Genomic DNA, 21939 nt, shown 5'->3' on the forward strand with positions numbered 1-21939 from the left:
AATTCCGAACCTGCAAGGATAAAGTGAAAATTATTTACTGACTGCTCACTTTCCAGGCAAATCTGACTCCAGACCTCAATTCTCGCCTGGTTTTTAAACAAAAACGAGCCGCAAGCGGCTCGTTTTTGCGTTTTGTGACCTACTGCACTGCCACAATGCGATCGTCGTTGGCTTCCAGGCGAATAACTTTTCCTGGAATCAGCTCCCCGGAAAGGATCTGCTGCGCCAGCGGGTTTTCGATCTGCTGCTGGATAGCACGTTTTAATGGACGCGCACCGTAAACCGGATCGTAACCATTTTTACTCAGCAGTTTCAGCGCTTCATCGGAGATGTGAATTTCATATCCACGTTCTTCCAGACGTTTATACAGACGCTGCAGCTGGATCTGCGCAATCGACGCAATGTGTTTCTCACCCAGCGGATGGAACACCACCACTTCATCAATACGGTTGATGAACTCCGGACGGAAGTTATGGCTTACCACACCCAGCACCAGATCCTTCATATGGCTGTAGTCCAGTTCGCCGAAACGTTCCTGAATCAGATCGGAGCCCAGGTTCGAGGTCATGATGACAACCGTATTACGGAAATCGACCGTTCTCCCCTGCCCGTCTGTCAGACGACCATCGTCCAGGACCTGAAGCAGAATGTTGAACACATCCGGATGCGCTTTTTCCACCTCATCCAGCAGGATGACGGAATAAGGGCGACGACGCACCGCTTCTGTCAGGTACCCACCCTCTTCATAACCAACGTATCCCGGAGGCGCACCGACCAGACGCGAAACGGCGTGTTTTTCCATAAACTCGGACATGTCGATACGGACCATTGCATCGTCGCTGTCGAACATAAAGTTAGCCAGCGCTTTACACAGCTCGGTCTTACCGACACCGGTCGGCCCCAGGAACAGGAAGGAACCAATCGGACGATTCGGGTCGGACAGCCCTGCACGGCTACGACGAATAGCATTCGATACCGCCTCAACCGCCTCGTTCTGGCCAATCACCCGATTGTGGAGATCGTTCTCCATGCGCAGCAGTTTTTCACGCTCACCTTCAAGCATGCGTGCTACCGGAATGCCGGTCCAGCGAGCAAGGACTTCAGCAATCTCGGCATCCGTGACTTTATTACGCAACAGACGCATCGTTTTACCTTCCGATTGCGTCGCAATCTCAAGCTGTTTTTCCAGCTCAGGAATTTTGCCGTACTGCAGCTCGGACATTCGCGCCAGGTCGCCCACGCGTCGCGCCTGCTCAATGGCAATTTTTGCCTGTTCGAGTTCAGCTTTAATTGTCTGCGTACCGGACAGGGAAGCTTTCTCGGCTTTCCATTCTTCTTCCAGCTCGGAATACTGGCGCTCTTTATCGTCCAGTTCTTCATTGAGCATATCCAGACGTTTCTTACTGGCTTCATCAGACTCTTTCTTCAGCGCCTGCTGTTCCAGCTTGAGCTGAATGATGCGTCGGTCAAGTCTGTCCAGCTCTTCCGGTTTCGAGTCAATCTGCATACGAATGCTTGAAGCCGCTTCATCAATCAGGTCGATGGCCTTATCGGGCAACTGACGGTCGGCGATGTAACGATGCGAAAGCGTCGCAGCCGCTACGATGGCCGGGTCAGTGATCTGCACATGGTGGTGCAGTTCATAGCGCTCTTTCAGACCACGTAAAATCGCGATGGTATCTTCAACGCTTGGCTCAGCGACAAACACTTTCTGGAAACGACGTTCCAGCGCAGCATCTTTTTCAATGTACTGACGGTACTCATCAAGCGTAGTAGCACCGACGCAGTGAAGTTCACCGCGCGCCAGCGCAGGTTTCAGCATGTTCCCGGCATCCATCGCGCCGTCCGCCTTACCAGCACCGACCATGGTGTGCAGTTCGTCGATAAACAGGATAACGTTGCCTTCCTGTTTCGCGAGATCGTTAAGGACGCCTTTCAGACGCTCTTCGAACTCCCCGCGGTATTTCGCACCGGCCACCAGCGCGCCCATATCCAGCGCCAGCACGCGGCGGCCTTTCAGCCCTTCCGGCACTTCACCGTTCACAATACGCTGCGCCAGCCCTTCAACGATGGCAGTTTTACCGACCCCCGGCTCACCAATCAGTACGGGGTTGTTCTTGGTACGACGCTGCAGTACCTGAATCGTACGGCGGATCTCTTCGTCACGGCCGATCACCGGGTCAAGTTTGCCCTGCTCAGCACGTTCGGTCAGATCGACCGTAAATTTCTTCAAAGCCTGACGTTGGTCTTCGGCTCCCTGATCGTTCACGCTTTCACCTCCGCGCATTTTCTCAATCGCCTGAGTCACATTGGCGGTGGTTGCTCCGGCAGATTTCAGCAGGTCGGTCAAGGTACCGCGTGATTCAAGCGCCGCCAGAACAAACAGCTCTGACGAAATAAAGTTGTCCCCACGTTTTTGCGCCAGCTTGTCGCAAAGGTTCAGCACACGCACCAGATCCTGCGACGGCTGCACGTCCCCGCCGGTCCCTTCGACCTGCGGTAAACGACTCAGCGCCTGATCGATGGCGGTGCGCAACTGGCCAGCATTAATGCCAGCAGACGTTAATAAAGGACGTACCGATCCCCCTTCCTGATTCAGCAAGGCGCTCATTAAATGAAGAGGTTCGATAAACTGGTTGTCGTGCCCCAGTGCGAGGGACTGGGCATCGGCGAGAGCAAGCTGGAATTTATTAGTAAGACGATCCAGACGCATAACTCCTCCCATAACAGGTCAAATTTGCTACTGGAGATTAAATGAGGTCATCCCTCAATTATTCAAGGTTAATGACCTGAATTATGTGAAAAGAAAACAGCACGTGCCGGATCGTCTTGATTCTTTAGGTTATATCAGCCAAATGAAACTTGCCATACGCCCCGTGGTCTTGTCGCGGCGATAAGAGAAAAAATCGCCCTTTTCGGTGAAGGTGCAGCGATCGCCGCCGAAAATCTGCGTCACACCAACATTATTCAGACGCTGACGGGCAAGCTGGTAAATATCGGCCAGATATTTATTCCCCGAAGGCTGGAAGGCGTCCACGGCTTGCGGATCTTTTTCCATAAAAGCATCGCGGACTTCCGGTCCTACTTCAAAGGCACGAGGACCGATGGCCGGGCCAAGCCAGGCCATGATATTGGCGGGGTCATCCTTAAAGCAGGCGACAGTCTCCTCCAGCACGCCTTCACACAGACCACGCCAGCCAGCATGCGCTGCGGCAACCTCGGTACCTGCACGGTTACAAAACAGAACCGGCAGGCAATCGGCCGTCATTACGGCACAAACGGTGCCCGGAGTATTACTGTAAGAGGCGTCAGCACGTTTAGAAGCGTAGGGTTCTCCCGTCAACTTCAGTACCGCTTTACCATGAACCTGTTCAAGCCAGACCGGTTTCGACGGCAGGTTCCCTGCAGCAAACAGGCGCCTGCGGTTCTCTTCAACATGCTCAGGATCATCGCCACAGTGCGCACCGAGGTTCAAAGACTCCCAGGCACCCTGGCTAACGCCGCCAGTGCGGGTTGAACTGCAGGCAGCCACGCCTTCAGGCAATGGCCACTCCGGGACAATCAGTTTGGTCATAACCAGTCCACTTGATCCTTATGTTCTTCGAAATCAGCACGCATCGCGTCAATAAGTTCCACCATATCCTGTGGGATAGGCGCATGCCACTCCATCTGAATACCGGTGATCGGATGGTAAAGGCGCAGCATGGTCGCGTGCAGCGCCTGGCGATCGAATTTGCGCAATACGCTGATGAACTCATCCGATGCGCCTTTAGGCGGACGCGGACGGCCACCGTAGACCTGATCCCCCACCAGCGGATGGGTAATGTGTGCCATGTGAACACGGATCTGGTGAGTACGCCCGGTTTCCAGACGCAGACGCAAGCGCGTATGAATGCGGAAGTGCTCCATAATGCGGTAATGCGTTACCGCGGGTTTACCCATCGGATGCACCGACATATGAGTACGTTTGGTTGGGTGACGACTGATTGGCTCTTCCACCGTACCGCCAGAGGTCATATGCCCGATGGCTACCGCTTCATACTCACGGGTAATTTCGCGCAGCTGCAGCGATTCCACCAGACGGGTCTGCGCTGGAACAGTCTTCGCGACCACCATCAGACCGGTCGTGTCTTTATCCAGACGGTGCACAATGCCCGCGCGCGGAACATCCGCGATGGGCGGATAATAATGGAGAAGTGCGTTAAGTACCGTACCGTCAGGGTTCCCCGCGCCCGGATGAACCACCAGGTCGCGCGGCTTGTTGATCACCAGGATGTCATCATCTTCGTAGACGATGTCCAGTGGGATATCCTGCGGCTCGAAACGGATTTCCTCTTCGATTTCAGCATTGATGGCGACAGCTTCCCCACCTAACACTTTCTCTTTTGGTTTGTCCCAGATCTTGCCGTTTACCATCACGCGCTGGTCAAGGATCCATTCTTTTATGCGTGAACGCGAATAATCAGGGAACAATTCGGCCAAAGCCTGATCTAAGCGTTGACCGAGCTGATTTTCGGAGACTGTTGCGGTGAGTTCTACTCGTTGTGCCATAAACTGCTTCTTCGTTTAACGTTGGGTTTTACGGCTTTGCCGTTTAATATAGTGTGCTATTGTAGCTGGTCTTAATCGGGAGCAGGAACAGAGTTTCTCCCGGACAAACATTTGAGGAAAGTCAAAACGTCATGACGCGCATGAAATATCTGGTGGCAGCGGCCACGTTGAGCCTGGCTTTGGTGGGCTGCTCCGGTTCAAATGAACAGGTCCCTGACAATCCGCCGAATGAAATCTATGCGACTGCACAACAAAAGTTGCAGGACGGTAACTGGAAACAGGCGATAACGCAACTGGAAGCGTTGGATAATCGCTATCCATTTGGTCCGTATTCGCAGCAGGTACAGTTAGATCTCATCTACGCATACTATAAAAATGCCGATCTGCCGCTGGCACAGGCAACCATCGATCGTTTCATGCGTCTGAACCCGACTCATCCTAACATCGACTATGTCATGTACATGCGCGGTCTCACCAACATGGCGCTGGATGACAGTGCGCTTCAGGGCTTCTTCGGCGTGGATCGTTCCGACCGTGACCCGCAGCATGCGCGTGACGCCTTCAATGACTTCTCCAAACTGGTGCGCGGCTATCCGAACAGCCAGTACGTGACTGACGCCACCAAACGTCTGGTGTTCCTGAAAGATCGTCTGGCGAAATATGAATACTCTGTGGCGGAATACTATACCCGCCGTGGCGCATGGGTTGCCGTGGTTAACCGCGTAGAAGGTATGCTGCGCGATTACCCGGATACCCAGGCAACGCGCGACGGTCTGAAGCTGATGGAAAATGCGTACCGTCAGATGCAGATGACCGCCCAGGCTGAAAAAGTGGCGAAAATCATCGCCGCCAACAGCAGCAACACCTGATATGACCTCAATGCAAAACGGCAGCCCGAAGGCTGCCGTTTTTTTATTCATTTATGAACGTCGCTGAAGCGCTTTAGCCTCAACACATCCCGTCAACTATGACCGCAATTTTTGCCTTCCACAAGGTAAATCTCACCTCTTCCTGCCCTGCCTCACAAAAAAGATTCCCTGACAAAAACCGACAAAATAACGTGATCTAAATCACACATTTTGACATTGGGTCGGGTATGCTGGAATCACCAAGACGGAAAGACAAGAGGTAAAATTTATGACAATGAACATTACCAGTAAACAAATGGAAATTACTCCGGCAATTCGCCAGCACGTCGCAGACCGTCTCGCCAAACTGGATAAATGGCAAACACATTTGATTAATCCACATATCATCCTGTCTAAGGAGCCGCAGGGTTTCATCGCTGACGCAACTATCAATACTCCAAACGGCCATCTGGTCGCCAGCGCAAAACATGAGGATATGTACACCGCTATTAACGATTTGATCAACAAGCTGGAACGGCAGCTCAATAAAGTGCAACACAAAGGTGAAGCCCGTCGCGCCACAACATCGGTGAAAGACGCCAGCTTCGCGGAAGAAGTTGAAGAAGAGTAATCCTTTAAATTGAGTGTACCGCCAACGCGCCTTCGGGCGCGTTTTTTGTTTTTTATTGACAGGGTGAAAACAGTACGGGTACTTTAACGATATCAATCACAGGATGACCTTATGAAACTGACACCGTTCTTCTTCGCATTCTTTTTTACCTTCCCCTGAACGGGAGGCGTTTCGTCGTGTGATAAAGAATGCGAAGACGAACAACAAGGCCTCCCACACCGGGGGGCCTTTTTTATTGATAACGATAAAATGAGACAGGCAACACTATGACACCGGAAAACCCGTTACTGGATCTGCGAGTAAAGATCAGCGCACTGGATGAAAAATTACTGGCTCTGCTGGCCGAACGCCGCGCGCTCGCCATCGAAGTGGGTAAAGCCAAGCTGGACTCCCATCGCCCGGTCCGTGATATTGACCGCGAGCGCGATCTGCTGGAGCGGCTGATTCAGCTCGGTAAAGCGCATCACCTCGATGCCCATTACATCACCCGGTTGTTCCAGCTCATCATCGAAGACTCTGTTCTGACCCAGCAAGCTTTACTCCAGCAGCACCTGAACAAAACCAATCCGCACTCTGCGCGTATCGCCTTCCTCGGACCGAAGGGCTCTTATTCTCACCTGGCTGCACGTCAGTATGCCGCACGCCATTTCGAAGAATTTATTGAGAGCGGCTGTGCGAAGTTTGCCGATATTTTCAATCAGGTCGAGACCGGCCAGGCGGATTACGCCGTCGTGCCGATTGAAAACACCAGCTCCGGCGCCATCAACGACGTCTACGATTTGCTGCAGCACACCAGCCTGTCGCTGGTTGGCGAACTGACGATCCCTATCGATCACTGCGTGCTGGTCTCTGGCTCAACGGACCTGAGCAAGATCGAAACCGTCTACAGCCACCCGCAGCCGTTCCAGCAGTGCAGCCAGTTTCTGAACCGCTACCCGAACTGGAAAATCGAGTACACCGAAAGCACCTCCGCGGCGATGGAAAAAGTCGCACAGGCTAACTCCCCCGCCGTCGCGGCGCTCGGTAGCGAAGCGGGCGGCGCGCTGTATGGTTTACAGGTGCTGGAACGCAACCTGGCAAACCAGACGCAAAACATCACCCGCTTTGTGGTGCTGGCCCGCAAGGCCATTAATGTGTCAGACCAGGTCCCGGCCAAAACCACGCTGCTGATGGCGACCGGCCAGCAGGCCGGCGCGCTGGTTGAAGCCCTGCTGGTGCTGCGTAACCATAACCTGATCATGACGAAACTGGAATCACGTCCGATCCACGGGAACCCGTGGGAAGAGATGTTCTACCTTGATATCCAGGCCAACCTGGAGTCTGCTTCCATGCAGAAAGCCCTGCGCGAACTGGGTGAAATTACCCGTTCAATGAAAGTGCTGGGCTGCTATCCAAGTGAAAACGTCGTGCCGGTCGATCCCATCTAACGTTCGATAAAGCGGCTTTTCTTCATCCCTGCCACGTTAACGGGCAGGGTGAAGATGGCGCCGGAGAGTGGATACTGCGCCACCTCCTGCGCGTCCATATTTTCCCGCGTGGTCGTGATGAACAGCGTTTTCATGTCGTCACCGCCAAAACAGACCATCGTCGGGCAACGTACCGGCATTTCATACTCTTCCAGTTGCTCCCCTTGTGGAGAAAAACGCGCGATACGCCATCCGTCAAACAGCGCGCTCCAGTAGCAGCCTTCCACATCCATTGCCGCGCCGTCCGGTATCCCCTCCCCCTCTTTGAACTGACGAAATACCTCACGCCTGCCCGGTTCGCCCTGCTCATCGAGCGGCGTACGGTAAATCACACCATTTGGCGTGTCTGAGGTAAACATCCACTGATTATCCGGGCTAAACGCTAAACCGTTGTGCCCGTGAATATCGCACTGGATCACTTTCGGCGTCAGGTCGTTGTCGATACGCATCAGCAGTGCGCCGTTGTAATCCCCCGGTCCCCAGAAGGTCCCCGCATAGAAACGCCCCTGACTGTCGGTTCCTCCATCATTAAAACGCGCCAGCTGCGGATTAGAGGGGTTATCACACACCTTGCGCTGCAGAAGGCCATGCTTGTCAGCCAGCCAGATGCCAGTGCGCATAGCGACGATAAACCCGCCGCGCTCACGCAGTGCAAAACAGCCCACCTCCTCATGGAAAGAGAGCACGGTATGTTCCGCGGTCGGCAGATGGTATCGGTGGATCTCCCCTTCCAGAATATCCGCCCAGTAGAGTGTGCGCTCTTCTGCGCTCCACGTCGGGCATTCGGGCAGATGCCCGGTGTAATTGAACAGCAACTGCGGTTCGGCCATGTCGGTTCCCCAAAATGAAAAAAGCCAGCGATGCTGGCTTTTAGTATATACATCATCGCATTACTGGCGACTGTCATTTGCCTGGCGCAACAGCGTGCGGCTTTCACTCTGGAAACGCTGCGCGTAGTCGCCAAACCAGTGTTCGACCTTGCGGAAACTGTCGATAAACGCCTGCTTGTCTCCGTGCTCCAGCAGCGTAATGGCTTCCCCAAATCGCTGATAGTAACGCTTGATGAGCGCCAGGTTGTTTTCGGAGGACATGATGATGTCCGCGTACAGCTGCGGATCCTGCGCAAACAGACGCCCGACCATCGCCAGCTCCAGACGATAGATCGGTGAAGAGAGCGCCAGCAGCTGTTCAAGCTGAACGTTCTCTTCCGCCAGATGCAGACCATAGGCAAACGTGGCGAAGTGGCGCAGCGCCTGAATGAAAGCCATGTTTTGATCGTGTTCGACCGCGCTGATGCGGTGCAACCGCGCGCCCCAGACCTGAATCTGTTCCAGGAACCACTGATAGGCTTCCGGCTGACGACCGTCACAGTAGACCACCACCTGCTTAGCCAGGCTGCCACTGTCCGGGCCAAACATCGGGTGCAGCCCCAGCACCGGCCCGGTATGCGCCGCCAGCATTGCCTGCAGCGGACCATTTTTGACAGAGGCCAGGTCCACCAGGATGCAGTCTTTCGGTAAAGGAGGAAGTTTCCCGATGATCTGCTCCGTCACGTGGATCGGCACGCTGACGATAACCATCCCGGCATCTTTCATGAGCTCCGGTGCCTGTGCCCAGTCCTCTTTTTCCAGAATGCGTACCTGATAGCCAGAAAGGGTCAGCATTTTTTCAAACAGACGCCCCATCTGCCCTGCCCCGCCGACAATCACCACCGGACGCAGGGACGGGCAGAGGGTTTTGAAGCCCTTGTCGTTTTCGCTGGAATAGGATTCCCGCATCACGCGACGCAGAACATCTTCAATCAAATCCGGCGAAACGCCCAGCGCCTGCGCCTCTTTGCGACGGGAGGCCAGCATGGAGGCTTCGCGCTCCGGGACGTAAATTGGCAGACCGTATTTGCTTTTTACTTCACCAACTTCGGCAACCAGCGCCATACGGCGCGCCAGCAGATCCAGCAGCGCCTTATCCACTTCATCAATTTGATCGCGTAATGCGGTCAATTCAGCAACCATAACTAACCTCTTAAGCCAGACGCGCCGCCAGCTGGCCGTTTAAATCTTTATGGATCTCACGCAGCAGGGCATCGGTGGTCTCCCAGCTGATGCAGGCATCCGTCACGGATACGCCGTGCTTCATTGCGCTGCGCGGTTGTTCAGATGATTGATTGCCTTCATGAATGTTGCTCTCAATCATCAGTCCGATAATCGAACGGTTGCCATCTTTGATCTGCGCGACCACGGATTCCGCAACCGCAGGCTGACGACGGTAATCTTTATTGGAATTACCATGACTGCAATCTACCATCAGTGCCGGGCGCAGTCCCGCCTGCTCCATCTCTTTTTCACACTGCGCCACATCTGCCGGGCTGTAGTTCGGCGCTTTACCGCCGCGCAGGATCACATGCCCGTCCGGGTTGCCCTGGGTTTGCAGGAGACACACCTGGCCTGCCTGGTTAATACCGACAAAGCGGTGCGGCATGGCGGCAGCGCGCATGGCGTTGATCGCCGTCGCCAGGCTACCATCGGTACCGTTTTTAAAGCCAACCGGCATCGACAGGCCAGACGCCATCTCACGGTGGGTTTGTGATTCCGTGGTACGTGCACCAATGGCGGACCAGCTGAACAGATCGCCCAGGTACTGCGGGCTGTTTGGATCCAGCGCTTCGGTTGCCAGCGGCAGCCCCATGCTGACCAGCTCCACCAGCAGGCGACGCGCAATCTTCAGGCCTGCTTCCACATCAAACGAGCCATCCATGTGCGGATCGTTAATCAACCCTTTCCAGCCAACGGTCGTACGTGGCTTCTCAAAATAGACGCGCATCACCAGATAGAGGCTATCGCTGACCTCCTCCGCTAATGCTTTAAATCGACGAGCGTACTCAATGGCGGTTTCAGGATCGTGAATGGAGCACGGACCACATACCACCAGCAGGCGCGGATCGCGGCCGGCGATGATGTCAGAAATGGTCTGGCGCGAGTGCTCAATCTGAGCCTCCTGCGCGACGCTCAGCGGGAACTCCGCTTTCAGTTGATCCGGCGTGATTAAAACCTGTTCGTCAGTGATATGTACATTGTTCAGCGCGTCTTTTTGCATGATGGCGATCCTGTAAAGCTCGTTTGCGATAGTTGTTTTCCTCAATGAGGTGACACCACGATACCATAAAAAGTAAACATTTCAATCCAAAATACGTACACTTTAATTTACAGAAGCCATTTTATTGCCAATATCAGCCGGTAAAAACGTAAAGATTAAATTACATACGAGCTAGCATTTGCCAGGCTATGCTGAAGAAAAAAGGAGAATGGCTATGCGTTCAATTGCTCTTGTGCTGTTGTCGCTGTTGTTATCGGGCTGCCAGATCAATCCTTACACTTTCCAGCCCGACTGGACCAGTCCATCCTGGTTTGATGCAGGTAAAGAAGACGCCATGAACGGCCTGCCGGTTAAAGATAACCAGACCCTGGCCGATAGTTTTAACGATCCACACGTTGATCGTAGTGAATATCTTCGCGGCTATGCCGATGGTCAGAAGAAAGTTTGCGAAGAAGGCTTTATCCACGCCTGGGGTTTAGCAGGCAAATCTTTTCCTGCCAGTTGCGATACTGTCGAAAACGCCGCAAAACTGCATACCGCATGGCAACAAGGAATGGATGAAAGTATGCGTTCCAGCAGACTGAATTAAATCTGTTTTTATTCATCGAAAAATAAACAACTGTAGGATTTAGCTTAGGTCGGCCGGACGCTATTCCTGACATAATGACGGCTTTGATAAACAATGGTATTCTGCCCGCAACTCTTAAGGACATCTATTTCCGGAGCGTTGTGGCGGATTCTGGTGAGAAATTCATTCTTGAACTCTTTGTTCCGACTTACTCTGGTGCTAATGCTGTTCTTTATGGTGGGCCCGGCGACGGCAGGCACGCTCACGGAAACGGATAAATCGGTACGTTCGATTGTCTCAGGCATAGTGAGCTATACGCGATGGCCGTCACTTTCCGGACAGCCTAAACTCTGCGTCTACGCCACCTCTCATTATACTCACGCACTCAGCAGCAATGAGGGGCATAGCGAGTTACCTTATACTCCCGTTATTGTGCGTAACGATCGGGAAGCCCTGGCCGCGACGTGCGATGCTATTTATTTCGGGTCTGAATCACCGGCCAAACAACTTGAATTAATAAGTCAATATCAGGGCAGAGCATTACTTTTAATCTCAGAGCAAAATCCGGAATGTGTAATTGGCAGCGCGTTTTGCCTGATGATCGATCGCGACCAGGTACGGTTCTCCGTCAATCTGGATGCGCTGACGCGCAGTGGCGTTAGAGTCAATCCGGATGTATTAATGCTTGCACGGAATAAGCAGCATGGATAAAGATTTCACTTCAACGCCACGTCCGACGTTTAAAAGAACGTTGAGGCGAAACAGCATGATAAGCGTCATCATCACGATGACGTTAATATGGGTGTTGCTCTGTTTTGCTTCCGTTGTGACGTTAAAACAATACGCGCAAAAGAACCTGGAATTAACTGGCGCAACAATGAGCCACAGCCTGGAAGCCTCGCTGGTGTTCAACGATTCTCTGGCGGCCAACGAAACGCTTGCGGCCCTGGGTAAACAGGGGCAGTTTGCCGTGGCCGAGGTGGTCAACGCGCATAAAAAGCGGTTTGCTTACTGGTCCTGGAACCCGGAGGATAACAACGACACACTGGGCGCTCTGGTCAGTCGCTGGCTTTTTCCCGTTCCGGTTGCGCAGCCCATCATGCATAACGGCGCAATGGTCGGCGAAATTCGCCTTACCGCGCGAGACAGTCTCATCAGTCATTTCATCTGGATGTCGTTTGCCGTGCTTACCGGCTGCATTCTTTTTGCTACCGTCGTCGCACTCACCATTACCCAGTCTTTGCATCACGGTATGGTGACGGCCCTGCAAAACATCACCGACGTCGTACATGATGTCCGCACTAACCGCAACTTCTCCCGCAGGGTGAAAGATGGCCGCATCGAAGAGTTTCACCAGTTTGGTGAAGACTTCAACAGTCTTCTGGATGAGATGGAAGAGTGGCAGCTGAAACTGCAGGCCAAGAACGCCCAGCTGTTGCGGACCGCCATGCACGATCCGCTCACCGGCCTTGCCAACCGTGCGGCGTTTCGTAACAGCATTGCGGCCTTAATGAACGACCCTTCAGCCAGAACCAACTCGGCCCTGCTCTTCCTCGACGGTGATAACTTTAAGTTTATTAACGACACCTGGGGACATGCGGCAGGAGACTGCGTGCTGATTGAAGTGGCGAGCAGAATGATGGAGTTTGGCGACAAACGTCATCAGTCATATCGCCTTGGCGGTGACGAATTTGCCATGGTGCTCTACGGCGTGCACTCTGAGCTTGAGGTACAACACATTTGTGCTGCGCTTTCGCAGCAGTTTATCCGTCCGTTTGATCTCCATAACGGACAAAAAGCATCAATGTCACTCAGCATTGGCTTTGCTCTGGCGTGGGAAAATGCTTCCATGGAAGCATTACTGGAGAGGGCTGACCGCAATATGTACCAGGTTAAAAACCAGCGTACAAAAACAATAAGTTAGAAAGGATACACTATGTTAAAACGATACTTCGCGCCGTTAGTTCTGGCCTCAATGGTTCTGGCAGGCTGTCAGTCGCCACCGGAAGGCAAATTCACTCCTGAGCAAATCGCGGCGATGAAGTCTTACGGTTTTAACGAACTGAACGGTGACTGGTCACTTGGCCTCTCGGATACCATCCTGTTTGATAAAAATGACGCCCGGCTGCGACCGGAAAGTGAAACACAGATCAAGTCCATGGCCTCTCGCCTTGCCGAAACCGGCCTGAACCACGCGCGAATGGACGGCCACACGGACAATTACGGTGAAGAAAGCTACAACAATGCGCTGTCGTTAAAACGCGCCAATGCCGTGGCCGACGCCTGGGCGAAGGGAGCGAATATCCCGCGCAGCAATCTCACCACGCAGGGATTGGGTCAAAAATACCCGGTTGCGAGCAACAGTACCCCACAAGGACGTGCTGAAAACCGCCGGGTTGCCGTGGTTATCAGCACGCCATAGGGTTATTTAGCGGAAGATTCGGCGAGCGTCACCCCTGTTGCCGCTCGCCAGCGTAGCCAGTCCACCAGAACAAACAGCGCCAGACTCACGCCCATGACTGGCAGGGCTATCCCCAGCAGCAGGCTAATCAACCCCGTAATTCCCCTTCCCCAGCCCGACAACGCCAGCCAGCTCTGGCAAAGCGTCTGCACCGGACTCACTGTCGATTGCGCCGGACGACGCATCCACCACATCCGGTATCCCCAGATGATGAGCACGCACAGGGCAAGGCCGAACACGACGAGCAGTAGCTGATTCACCAACCCGAATAAGATCCCCATATGAAAATCTACTCCCCAGCGGGTCAGTTTTGCCATTAGCGGGAAATCCTCAAATCGGGTTCGGTCCAGCACCTGCATCGTATGCGGATCAACCGCAACGGCGTCCACCTGGGTTGGCCAGCTGCGATCGATTTCCGTCACCGTCCAGGCGCGATCTGCCGTTTGCGCCGGGCGGATCTCCAGCTTGCTGGCATCAATCCCCGCTTTACGCGCCGCGCTTAAGACCCCATCAAACTGCGTCAGATCCATCGCCATCTCCGGCATCATCATTCCGCCGTGATGGCTATGGTGTTCGGCATGTTCATCCACGCTCTCCGGCACACCGGAGAGCGTGGTGTTCACCTGAGGGGTGAGCCAGTTCATCTCTGCCCGCAGCTTATCAACGTTCCCGCCAGCCCACTGGGACCAGGTCAGGCCGGTTGCAGAGAATAAGAGCATTCCGCCCAGCAAAGCCCAGCCCAGCGTCACGTGCACGCGACGCCGGTTCTGGAAGCGATTGTTGATCCGTCGTTTGGGTCGGGTATAAAACCACAGGGCAATACCACCCAGCGCGGCCACCCACATCCAGGAGGCCGCCAGCTCGCTGTAGAGGCGCCCAATGTCGCCCAGCATCAGGGACGTATGCAGGTAATCAATAGTCTGACGCAGGGGTAAAATCCCGCTGGTGCCGTATACCGTCAGATCTCCCAGCACCGCCAGGCTCACCGGATCGATAAAGATAGCCCGGTTCTCCGATGGCCCAAGTTTCGGGTCAGCAAACATCACGCGGGTGGTTTCACCTTTAACCAGCCCCGGACGAACGGCGTGCAAACGTAAATCTGATCCAACGGTTTTTTCCGCCACGGCGATTTGTTCCGCCAGAGGCTGCGGCTCGCCCACGGAATCCGTGTGGAGCGCATGCCGGTAGAGCGCATTCTCCAGCTGCGGGGTTGCCACATACAGCGTACCGGTCAGCGCGGCGAAGAAGATAAACGGGCCGACAAACAGCCCAACATAGAAATGGAGGCGACGCAGCAGGTTTCCCCATGCCGCGCGCGAAGTGCAGGTCGTCATACTTTTCCTTTTTAAGGCAAAAAGTTATCAATATTTTTTTAAATGGAAAAAGCAGACTGCCGCGGTGGCGCGCGGGTATCAGGGTAAAGCCAGGGGAAAAAGTGCCAGTGGCTGACCGCCTGACGCGGCGGTTTCACGCGAAGCCTCTGCAGCACCACGCTGAGCAGGACGATAAGCGCCAGCATCATGCCCGGCACGTGCGCTAACAGCACGCAGTAGCCGCACGCTTCAGCATGGTCAACAGGTACCGTGTGGGACATATCGCCGTGGTGCTCATCCATCGACATCATGCTCATGTCATGGTGCATACCCGGCATGGCGCTCATGGGATCTTTTTGCAACGAGACGGAGATCAGCGGCGCCACCACGATCAGCAGGATCGCAAACAGCGCGATCAAGGCCGCTGCGCGTTTCCGGTTTTGCTGATGCAGTACGTTATCCACTTCCCCTCCCCTCAAGAGGCAAGCATTGTAAATGATTTATGACGAAATGGTTAACGCGAGAGGTGCGATGGGATAAAAAAAGGGCCAGCCTTTCGGCCAGCCCTTTCTAACAGGATGTCGCTTAAGCGAATCTTAGTTCAGACGCTCTTTAATACGAGCAGACTTACCAGTACGCTCACGCAGGTAGTACAGTTTAGCTTTACGTACAGCACCACGACGTTTAACAGCAATGCTGTCAACTACCGGAGAGTGAGTCTGGAAGACACGCTCAACGCCTTCGCCGTTGGAAATTTTACGAACAGTGAATGCAGAGTGCAGACCGCGGTTACGAATAGCGATAACCACGCCCTCGAATGCCTGCAGACGTTTTTTGGAACCTTCAACAACCCATACTTTCACTTCCACGGTGTCACCTGGACGGAAGGAAGGTACGTCCTGCTTCATCTGCTCTTGTTCAAGTTGCTTAATAATGTTGCTCATAATTTAATCTCTTATCCTGGGTAAACTGATATTCGGGTGCGTATTACGCATTCCCATCATGTTCATGCTGCTGTTGCGCGTGTTCAGTTTTGAACTCGGCCAGCAACTTTGCTTGCTCTTCAGTCAGAGCCAGGTTTTCCAGAAGTTCAGGTCTTCTAAGCCAGGTTCGGCCCAGCGACTGCTTCAAACGCCAGCGACGTATCTCGGCATGGTTTCCAGACAGTAACACTGCCGGTACTTCCATCCCTTCTAACACTTCAGGACGAGTATAGTGTGGACAGTCCAGCAATCCATCGGCAAAGGAATCTTCCGTTGCCGAAGCTTCATGGCCCAGAACACCCGGAATGAACCGGGCGACAGAGTCAATCAGCGTCATTGCGGGTAACTCACCACCGCTGAGAACGTAATCGCCGATAGACCATTCTTCGTCAATCTCGGTTTGAATTACGCGCTCATCTATCCCTTCGTAGCGACCACAGACCAGAATCAGCTTTTGATTCGTCGCCAGTTCGCTCACGCCCGCTTGATCAAGCTTGCGTCCCTGAGGTGACAGATAAATCACCTTTGCGCCTTCACCTGCCGCGGCTTTTGCTGTGTGAATGGCGTCCCGTAAGGGTTGCACCATCATTAACATCCCCGGTCCGCCGCCGTAAGGACGATCGTCCACGGTACGGTGTCGGTCATGCGTGAAGTCACGAGGACTCCAGCTCTGGATGCTCAGCAGGCCATTCTTTACTGCCCGGCCAGTTACCCCGTAATCGGTAATCGCGCGGAACATTTCAGGAAACAGGCTAATTATGCCAATCCACATAGCGCCGTCTTTTACCGTTTATCCGGAGAATTTAAAAACCAGGATCCCAATCTACTTCAATGGTTTGAGTAGTGAGATCGACTTTCTTGATAACCTGTCCATCGAGGAACGGGACCAACCGCTCCTTGATGCCAAATGCATCTTTCAGGTTTGCCTTAATGACGAGAACGTCATTTGACCCGGTTTCCATCATGTCGATGACTTTCCCCAGGCTGTAGCCTTCAGTGGTCACTACCTGGCAGCCCATAAGGTCTTTCCAGTAGTAGTCACCCTCTTCAAGCTCCGGCAACTGCGACGAATCCACGACAATTTCACAATTAGTCAGCGCATTCGCGGCATCACGATCGTCAACGCCTTTCAGCTTGATGATGATGTCCTGATTGTGGTGACGCCAGCTTTCCAGCTCGACCTCTTCCCACTTACCGCCTTTCTGGATAAACCAGGGCTGGTAATTAAAAATGCTATCAGCGTCTTCAGTGGAGGAAAACACTCTGAGCCAACCACGGATACCGTAGCAAGAACCCATTTTTCCCAATACAATCGGTTCAACAGGTGCTTTATTGCTCATCATGACCACCGTGACAGATTAAGCTGCTTTGTTTGCTGCTTTGATCAGCGTAGCAACGCGATCGGAAACAGTAGCGCCCTGGCCAACCCAGTGAGCGATACGATCCAGATCCAGACGAGTTTCTTCTTCTGCGCCAGCGGCCAGTGGGTTGAAGAAACCAACGCGCTCGATGAAGCGACCGTTGCGTGCATTACGGCTGTCAGTCACAACAACCTGGTAGAACGGACGCTTTTTAGCGCCGTGACGTGCTAAACGAATAGTTACCATAACATCCTCTTGTGTGAATAAAACAACCGGGCCCCATCGAGGAACGGAGCCCGGGTGTCATATTAAAAGCCCGAAAATTTTACTCATTTTCGGGCAAAAAGCAATCTCAAAAGCGATTAACGCCCTGGAAAACCGGGAGGCATCATCCCTTTCATGCCGCGCATCATCTTCGCCATGCCGCCTTTCTTCATTTTCTTCATCATGCGCTGCATGTCGTCGAACTGTTTCAGAAGACGGTTAACGTCCTGCACCTGCATGCCGCAACCGGCTGCGATACGGCGTTTGCGGGAACCTTTGATGATATCCGGGTTAGCGCGTTCCTTGAGGGTCATCGAGTTGATGATCGCCTCCATTCGCACCAGCACCTTGTCATCCATCTGCGCTTTCACGTTGTCCGGGATCTGGCCCATGCCCGGCAGTTTGCCCATCAGGCTTGCCATGCCACCCATGTTTTTCATCTGACGCAGCTGCTCAAGGAAGTCGGTCAGATCGAAACCGTCACCTTTTTTCAGCTTGCTGGCCAGCTTCTCAGCCTGCGCGCGGTCAACCTTGCTCTCGATATCTTCGATCAGCGACAGCACGTCGCCCATGCCGAGGATACGGGAGGCAATACGATCCGGATGGAACGGCTCCAGCGCTTCGGTTTTTTCGCCCACGCCGAGGAATTTGATCGGCTTACCGGTGATATGACGAATGGAGAGCGCCGCACCGCCGCGGGCGTCACCGTCCACTTTGGTCAGCACCACGCCGGTTAACGGCAGGGCTTCGTTAAACGCTTTTGCGGTATTCGCCGCATCCTGACCGGTCATGGCGTCAACAACAAACAGGGTCTCTACCGGGTTAATAGAGGCATGCACCTGTTTGATCTCGTCCATCATCGCTTCGTCAACGTGCAAACGACCAGCGGTATCCACCAGCAGCACGTCGTAGAATTTCAGCTTCGCCTCTCTCAGTGCCGCGTTAACGATCTCGACAGGTTTCTGGGCAACGTCTGACGGGAAGAAATCCACGCCGACCTGCTCAGCCAGGGTTTCCAGCTGCTTGATCGCCGCCGGGCGGTAGACGTCCGCAGACACCACCAGCACTTTCTTCTTGTGCTTCTCACGCAGGAATTTACCCAGCTTACCGACGCTGGTGGTTTTACCCGCACCCTGCAGGCCCGCCATCAGCACCACGGCCGGTGGCTGAGCCGCCAGGTTCAGGACCTGGTTCTCTTCGCCCATCGCCGAAACCAGTTCGTTACGAACGATTTTGACGAACTCCTGACCCGGGGTCAGGCTCTTGTTAACTTCATGACCAACCGCCTTCTCTTTAACGCGGTTGATAAAATCACGAACAACCGGCAACGCGACGTCTGCTTCCAGCAGCGCCATGCGCACTTCGCGCAGCGTTTCCTTGATGTTGTCTTCGGTAAGGCGTCCGCGGCCGCTGATGTTGCGCAGCGTGCGCGACAAACGATCGGTTAAATTATCAAACATTGTCTCTCGCCTGAGTAGAAACGTTGGGCCGCCATGAGCGACACATACACAGAATTTTGCCGGAGTATAACATGAAGGCGCCTTTGTTGTTATGCAACGGTTGGAGCAGGCGTCACGTAACGTTATACTGCTTCTCTTTCTTATTAAGACAACTGTCGATGCCTATATGCCTGTTTTCGCACTGATCGCCCTTGTTGCCTACTCTGTCAGCCTCGCGCTGATCATTCCCGGACTGCTGCAAAAAAACAGCGGCTGGCGGCGCATGGCTATTCTTTCGGCGGTGATCGCACTGATTAGCCACGCGTTTGCGCTGGAATCACGCATTATCCCCGGCGACGGCAGCGTGCAAAACCTGAGCGTCCTCAACGTCGGCTCGCTGGTCAGCCTGATGATCTGTACGGTGATGACCATCGTGGCCTCTAAAAATCGCGGCTGGCTGCTGCTGCCGATTGTGTATACCTTCGCGCTGATCAATCTGGCCTTAGCCACCTTTATGCCTAATGAGTTCATTACGCATCTGGAGGCGACGCCAGGGATGCTGGTGCATATCGGCCTGTCACTCTTTGCCTATGCGACGCTGATCATCGCCGCGCTCTACGCCATGCAGCTCGCCTGGATTGACTACCAGCTGAAAAACAAAAAGCTGGCGTTTAACCATGAGATGCCACCGCTGATGGTGATTGAGCGTAAAATGTTCCACATCACCCAGGTGGGCGTGGTGCTGCTGACCCTGACGCTCTGCACGGGTCTGTTTTATATGAAGAACCTGTTCAGCGTGGAGAATATCGATAAAGCGGTGCTCTCCATCATTGCGTGGTTTGTCTATATTGTCCTGTTATGGGGCCATTACCATGAAGGCTGGCGCGGTCGCCGCGTGGTCTGGTTCAACGTCGCGGGTGCGGGCATTCTCACCCTTGCCTATTTTGGCAGCCGCTTCATACAGCAATTTGCTGGCTAAGAAACAAAGGAGTTCCCCCTGGAACACATCTCTACCACCACGCTGATCGTTATCCTGATCGTCATGGTGGTCATCTCCGCCTATTTCTCCGGCTCGGAAACCGGCATGATGACCTTAAACCGCTACCGGTTACGTCATCGTGCTAAACAGGGTAACCGTGCCGCACGTCGCGTTGAAAAGCTGCTCCGCAAACCGGATCGCCTGATTAGCCTGGTGCTTATCGGCAACAACCTCGTCAACATTCTGGCCTCTGCCCTTGGCACCATCGTCGGGATGCGCCTGTACGGCAACGCCGGGGTGGCGATTGCCACCGGCGTGCTGACGTTTGTGGTGCTGGTGTTTGCCGAAGTGCTGCCGAAAACCATCGCCGCGCTTTACCCGGAGAAAGTCGCCTACCCGAGCAGCTTCCTGCTGGCACCGCTGCAAATTCTGATGATGCCGCTGGTCTGGCTGCTGAACATGGTGACGCGCGTCCTGATGCGGATGGTGGGGATCAAAGCCGATGTCACCATCAGCAGCGCGCTCAGCAAAGAGGAGCTGCGCACCATCGTGAACGAATCCCGCTCGCAGATCTCCCGACGTAACCAGGACATGCTCCTCTCGGTGCTGGATCTGGAAAAAGTGAGCGTGAACGACATCATGGTGCCGCGTAATGAAATCGTCGGTATCGACATCAATGATGACTGGAAAGCCATCGTCCGTCAGCTGACGCACTCCCCGCACGGGCGCATTGTCCTGTATCGCGACTCGCTGGATGACGCCATCAGCATGCTGCGCGTGCGCGAAGCCTACCGTCTGATGACCGAGAAAAAAGAGTTCACCAAAGAGGTGATGCTGCGCGCCGCCGACGAGATTTACTACGTGCCGGAAGGCACCCCGCTCAGCACGCAGCTGGTGAAATTCCAGCGTAACAAGAAGAAGGTTGGCCTGGTGGTCAATGAATACGGCGACATTCAAGGCCTGGTGACGGTCGAAGATATTCTGGAAGAGATTGTCGGAGACTTTACCACCTCAATGTCCCCTTCCCTTGCGGAAGAAGTCACTCCGCAAAATGACGGCTCGGTACTGATTGACGGCAGCGCGAACATTCGCGAACTCAACAAAGCCTTTAACTGGCATCTGCCGGAAGATGAGGCTCGCACCATTAACGGGATGATTCTGGAAGCGCTGGAGGAGATCCCGGCGGCAGGCACGCGGGTGCGCATTGAACAGTACGATATAGATATCCTGGACGTGCAGGACAATATGATTAAGCAGGTGAAGGTTCTGCCCGTTAAACCCCTGCGCGAAAGTATCGCTGAGTAAGGTTGTAGGCCGGGTGAGCGAAGCCGCCACCCGGCACTACGCGTGCGGCAAATTACGCTTTCGCTTTCGCCACGGTTACCATCGCAGCACGAATGGTACGGCCGTTCAGGGTGTAGCCTTTCTGCATCACGCCCAGCACTTTACCGGCTTCAATCTCTTCAGATTCCACCATCGCAATCGCCTGGTGAACATTTGGATCCAGCGGTACGTCGGTATCGGCAATCACTTCCACGCCAAACTTACGCACCACGTCGAGCATGGATTTCAGCGTCAGCTCGATGCCTTCGATCATCGCCGCGTTGTCCGGATTCGCTTTGTCAGCGACTTCCAGCGCGCGATCGAGGCTGTCGATAACCGGCAGCAGTTCGTTGACGAATTTCTCCAGCGCAAACTTGTGCGCCTTCTCAACGTCCTGCTCGGTACGACGACGCAGGTTTTCCATTTCCGCCTTGATGCGCAGAACACTGTCGCGTTCGCGATTCTGTGCTTCTACCAGCTGGGCTTCCAGATTCGCAATTTTTTCATCGCGCGGGTCCACCTGCTCAGCAGATGCGTCTGGCTCTACAGCCTCAACTTCATCGTGCTGTTCCGTGATAATTTCTTCAGGGGCTTGCCCCTCAGGCGTTTTCTGTTCTTTACTACTCATGAATTTCTCCGCGTTTTTCTGCATTCATCTC

Annotated in this window: 24 protein-coding genes and 1 other annotated feature; of the genes, 10 read left to right on the forward strand and 14 right to left on the reverse strand. The window is 54.0% G+C overall.

Translation table 11 applies throughout. The annotated features are described in order from the left end of the window. Positions 1–139: 139 nt before the first annotated feature. The 3 genes from clpB to rluD all read right to left on the reverse strand — a co-directional run bounded on the left by clpB (position 140) and on the right by rluD (position 4551). Positions 140–2713 carry an ATP-dependent chaperone ClpB gene (gene clpB / locus C5687_RS19275; RefSeq protein WP_025759246.1) on the reverse strand — a complete coding sequence of 858 codons (2574 nt, stop codon included), beginning with the start codon at positions 2711–2713 and terminating at the stop codon, positions 140–142. Between the two features lie 129 nt (positions 2714–2842). Then, the gene (yfiH, locus tag C5687_RS19280; protein WP_025759247.1) at positions 2843–3574 is read right to left on the reverse strand and encodes a purine nucleoside phosphorylase YfiH; all 732 of its coding nucleotides are present in this window, start codon (positions 3572–3574) and stop codon (positions 2843–2845) included. Next, on the reverse strand, positions 3571–4551 hold the full coding sequence (rluD, locus tag C5687_RS19285; protein WP_025759248.1) for a 23S rRNA pseudouridine(1911/1915/1917) synthase RluD: 981 nt from the start codon (positions 4549–4551) through the stop codon (positions 3571–3573). The genes yfiH and rluD overlap by 4 nt, the downstream gene beginning before the upstream one ends. A gap of 131 nt (positions 4552–4682) precedes the next feature. On the opposite strand from rluD, the gene bamD reads away from it, so the two are divergent. From bamD to pheA, 4 genes are all read left to right on the forward strand, one after another. Next, entirely contained in the window at positions 4683–5420 is a 738-nt protein-coding gene (gene bamD, locus C5687_RS19290; RefSeq protein WP_023308867.1) for an outer membrane protein assembly factor BamD, read from the forward strand. Positions 5421–5688: 268 nt separating this feature from the next. Then, entirely contained in the window at positions 5689–6030 is a 342-nt protein-coding gene (raiA, locus tag C5687_RS19295) for a ribosome-associated translation inhibitor RaiA (protein WP_008502470.1), read from the forward strand. A 110-nt stretch (positions 6031–6140) separates the two neighbouring features. Then, positions 6141–6266 (forward strand) — a sequence feature (Phe leader region). Continuing rightward, a complete protein-coding gene (gene pheL, locus C5687_RS19300) occupies positions 6142–6189 on the forward strand; it encodes a pheA operon leader peptide PheL (protein ID WP_100249759.1) in 48 nt (15 codons plus the stop codon). It overlaps the preceding feature by 48 nt. A 30-nt stretch (positions 6267–6296) precedes the next feature. After that, positions 6297–7457, forward strand: coding sequence for a bifunctional chorismate mutase/prephenate dehydratase (pheA, locus tag C5687_RS19305; protein ID WP_094918818.1), 1161 nt, complete (start codon positions 6297–6299; stop codon positions 7455–7457). Here pheA and C5687_RS19310 read toward each other — a convergent pair. Genes C5687_RS19310 through aroF form a run of 3 tightly spaced genes read right to left on the reverse strand, consistent with a single transcriptional unit; the run spans position 7454 to position 10589 of the window. Continuing rightward, on the reverse strand, positions 7454–8326 hold the full coding sequence (locus C5687_RS19310; RefSeq protein ID WP_095452156.1) for an SMP-30/gluconolactonase/LRE family protein: 873 nt from the start codon (positions 8324–8326) through the stop codon (positions 7454–7456). The two genes, pheA and C5687_RS19310, sit on opposite strands and share 4 nt — an antisense overlap. A gap of 60 nt (positions 8327–8386) precedes the next feature. Beyond that, complete coding sequence (tyrA, locus tag C5687_RS19315; protein ID WP_025759253.1) at positions 8387–9508, reverse strand: bifunctional chorismate mutase/prephenate dehydrogenase; 1122 nt, start codon at positions 9506–9508, stop codon at positions 8387–8389. A 10-nt stretch (positions 9509–9518) separates the two neighbouring features. After that, the gene (gene aroF, locus C5687_RS19320) at positions 9519–10589 is read right to left on the reverse strand and encodes a 3-deoxy-7-phosphoheptulonate synthase AroF (protein WP_025759254.1); all 1071 of its coding nucleotides are present in this window, start codon (positions 10587–10589) and stop codon (positions 9519–9521) included. A gap of 214 nt (positions 10590–10803) precedes the next feature. On the opposite strand from aroF, the gene C5687_RS19325 reads away from it, so the two are divergent. The 4 genes from C5687_RS19325 (at position 10804) to C5687_RS19340 (ending at position 13579) form a co-directional block, all read left to right on the forward strand. Continuing rightward, on the forward strand, positions 10804–11178 hold the full coding sequence (locus C5687_RS19325; RefSeq protein ID WP_025759255.1) for a DUF2799 domain-containing protein: 375 nt from the start codon (positions 10804–10806) through the stop codon (positions 11176–11178). 201 nt (positions 11179–11379) lie between these two features. Further along, a complete protein-coding gene (gene yfiR, locus C5687_RS19330) occupies positions 11380–11868 on the forward strand; it encodes a regulatory sequestration protein YfiR (RefSeq protein WP_224753061.1) in 489 nt (162 codons plus the stop codon). Then, the gene (gene dgcN, locus C5687_RS19335; protein WP_045286631.1) at positions 11861–13081 is read left to right on the forward strand and encodes a diguanylate cyclase DgcN/YfiN; all 1221 of its coding nucleotides are present in this window, start codon (positions 11861–11863) and stop codon (positions 13079–13081) included. Before yfiR ends, dgcN begins: the two co-directional genes overlap by 8 nt. Positions 13082–13093: 12 nt before the next feature. Then, positions 13094–13579 (forward strand): OmpA family protein, encoded by a 486-nt coding sequence (locus C5687_RS19340; protein ID WP_025759259.1) that lies wholly within the window; start codon positions 13094–13096, stop codon positions 13577–13579. A gap of 2 nt (positions 13580–13581) precedes the next feature. Here C5687_RS19340 and C5687_RS19345 read toward each other — a convergent pair whose 3' ends face one another. The 7 genes from C5687_RS19345 to ffh all read right to left on the reverse strand — a co-directional run bounded on the left by C5687_RS19345 (position 13582) and on the right by ffh (position 18999). Further along, the gene (locus tag C5687_RS19345; protein ID WP_095441313.1) at positions 13582–14952 is read right to left on the reverse strand and encodes a PepSY-associated TM helix domain-containing protein; all 1371 of its coding nucleotides are present in this window, start codon (positions 14950–14952) and stop codon (positions 13582–13584) included. Positions 14953–14990: 38 nt separating this feature from the next. After that, positions 14991–15395, reverse strand: a complete 405-nt coding sequence (locus tag C5687_RS19350; RefSeq protein WP_094918824.1) for a DUF2946 domain-containing protein — start codon at positions 15393–15395, stop codon at positions 14991–14993. A gap of 132 nt (positions 15396–15527) precedes the next feature. After that, on the reverse strand, positions 15528–15875 hold the full coding sequence (rplS, locus tag C5687_RS19355; RefSeq protein ID WP_002914145.1) for a 50S ribosomal protein L19: 348 nt from the start codon (positions 15873–15875) through the stop codon (positions 15528–15530). A 43-nt stretch (positions 15876–15918) separates the two neighbouring features. After that, positions 15919–16686 (reverse strand): tRNA (guanosine(37)-N1)-methyltransferase TrmD, encoded by a 768-nt coding sequence (gene trmD, locus C5687_RS19360; protein WP_008502493.1) that lies wholly within the window; start codon positions 16684–16686, stop codon positions 15919–15921. Positions 16687–16717: 31 nt separating this feature from the next. Next, complete coding sequence (gene rimM / locus C5687_RS19365; protein ID WP_032672618.1) at positions 16718–17257, reverse strand: ribosome maturation factor RimM; 540 nt, start codon at positions 17255–17257, stop codon at positions 16718–16720. 15 nt (positions 17258–17272) lie between these two features. Continuing rightward, a complete protein-coding gene (rpsP, locus tag C5687_RS19370; protein ID WP_003863133.1) occupies positions 17273–17521 on the reverse strand; it encodes a 30S ribosomal protein S16 in 249 nt (82 codons plus the stop codon). A gap of 116 nt (positions 17522–17637) precedes the next feature. Continuing rightward, complete coding sequence (gene ffh / locus C5687_RS19375; protein WP_104557586.1) at positions 17638–18999, reverse strand: signal recognition particle protein; 1362 nt, start codon at positions 18997–18999, stop codon at positions 17638–17640. 166 nt (positions 19000–19165) lie between these two features. Here ffh and C5687_RS19380 point away from each other — a divergent pair, with 166 nt between their 5' ends. Further along, entirely contained in the window at positions 19166–19957 is a 792-nt protein-coding gene (locus C5687_RS19380) for a cytochrome C assembly family protein (RefSeq protein WP_032623031.1), read from the forward strand. Between the two features lie 18 nt (positions 19958–19975). Continuing rightward, a complete protein-coding gene (locus tag C5687_RS19385) occupies positions 19976–21262 on the forward strand; it encodes an HlyC/CorC family transporter (protein WP_025759264.1) in 1287 nt (428 codons plus the stop codon). Positions 21263–21314: 52 nt separating this feature from the next. On the opposite strand, the gene grpE is transcribed toward C5687_RS19385, so the two are convergent. After that, complete coding sequence (grpE, locus tag C5687_RS19390) at positions 21315–21908, reverse strand: nucleotide exchange factor GrpE (RefSeq protein WP_008502499.1); 594 nt, start codon at positions 21906–21908, stop codon at positions 21315–21317. Positions 21909–21939: the final 31 nt, after the last annotated feature.

The sequence above is a fragment of the Enterobacter sichuanensis genome (genome assembly GCF_002939185.1).
Lineage (GTDB): Bacteria > Pseudomonadota > Gammaproteobacteria > Enterobacterales > Enterobacteriaceae > Enterobacter > Enterobacter sichuanensis.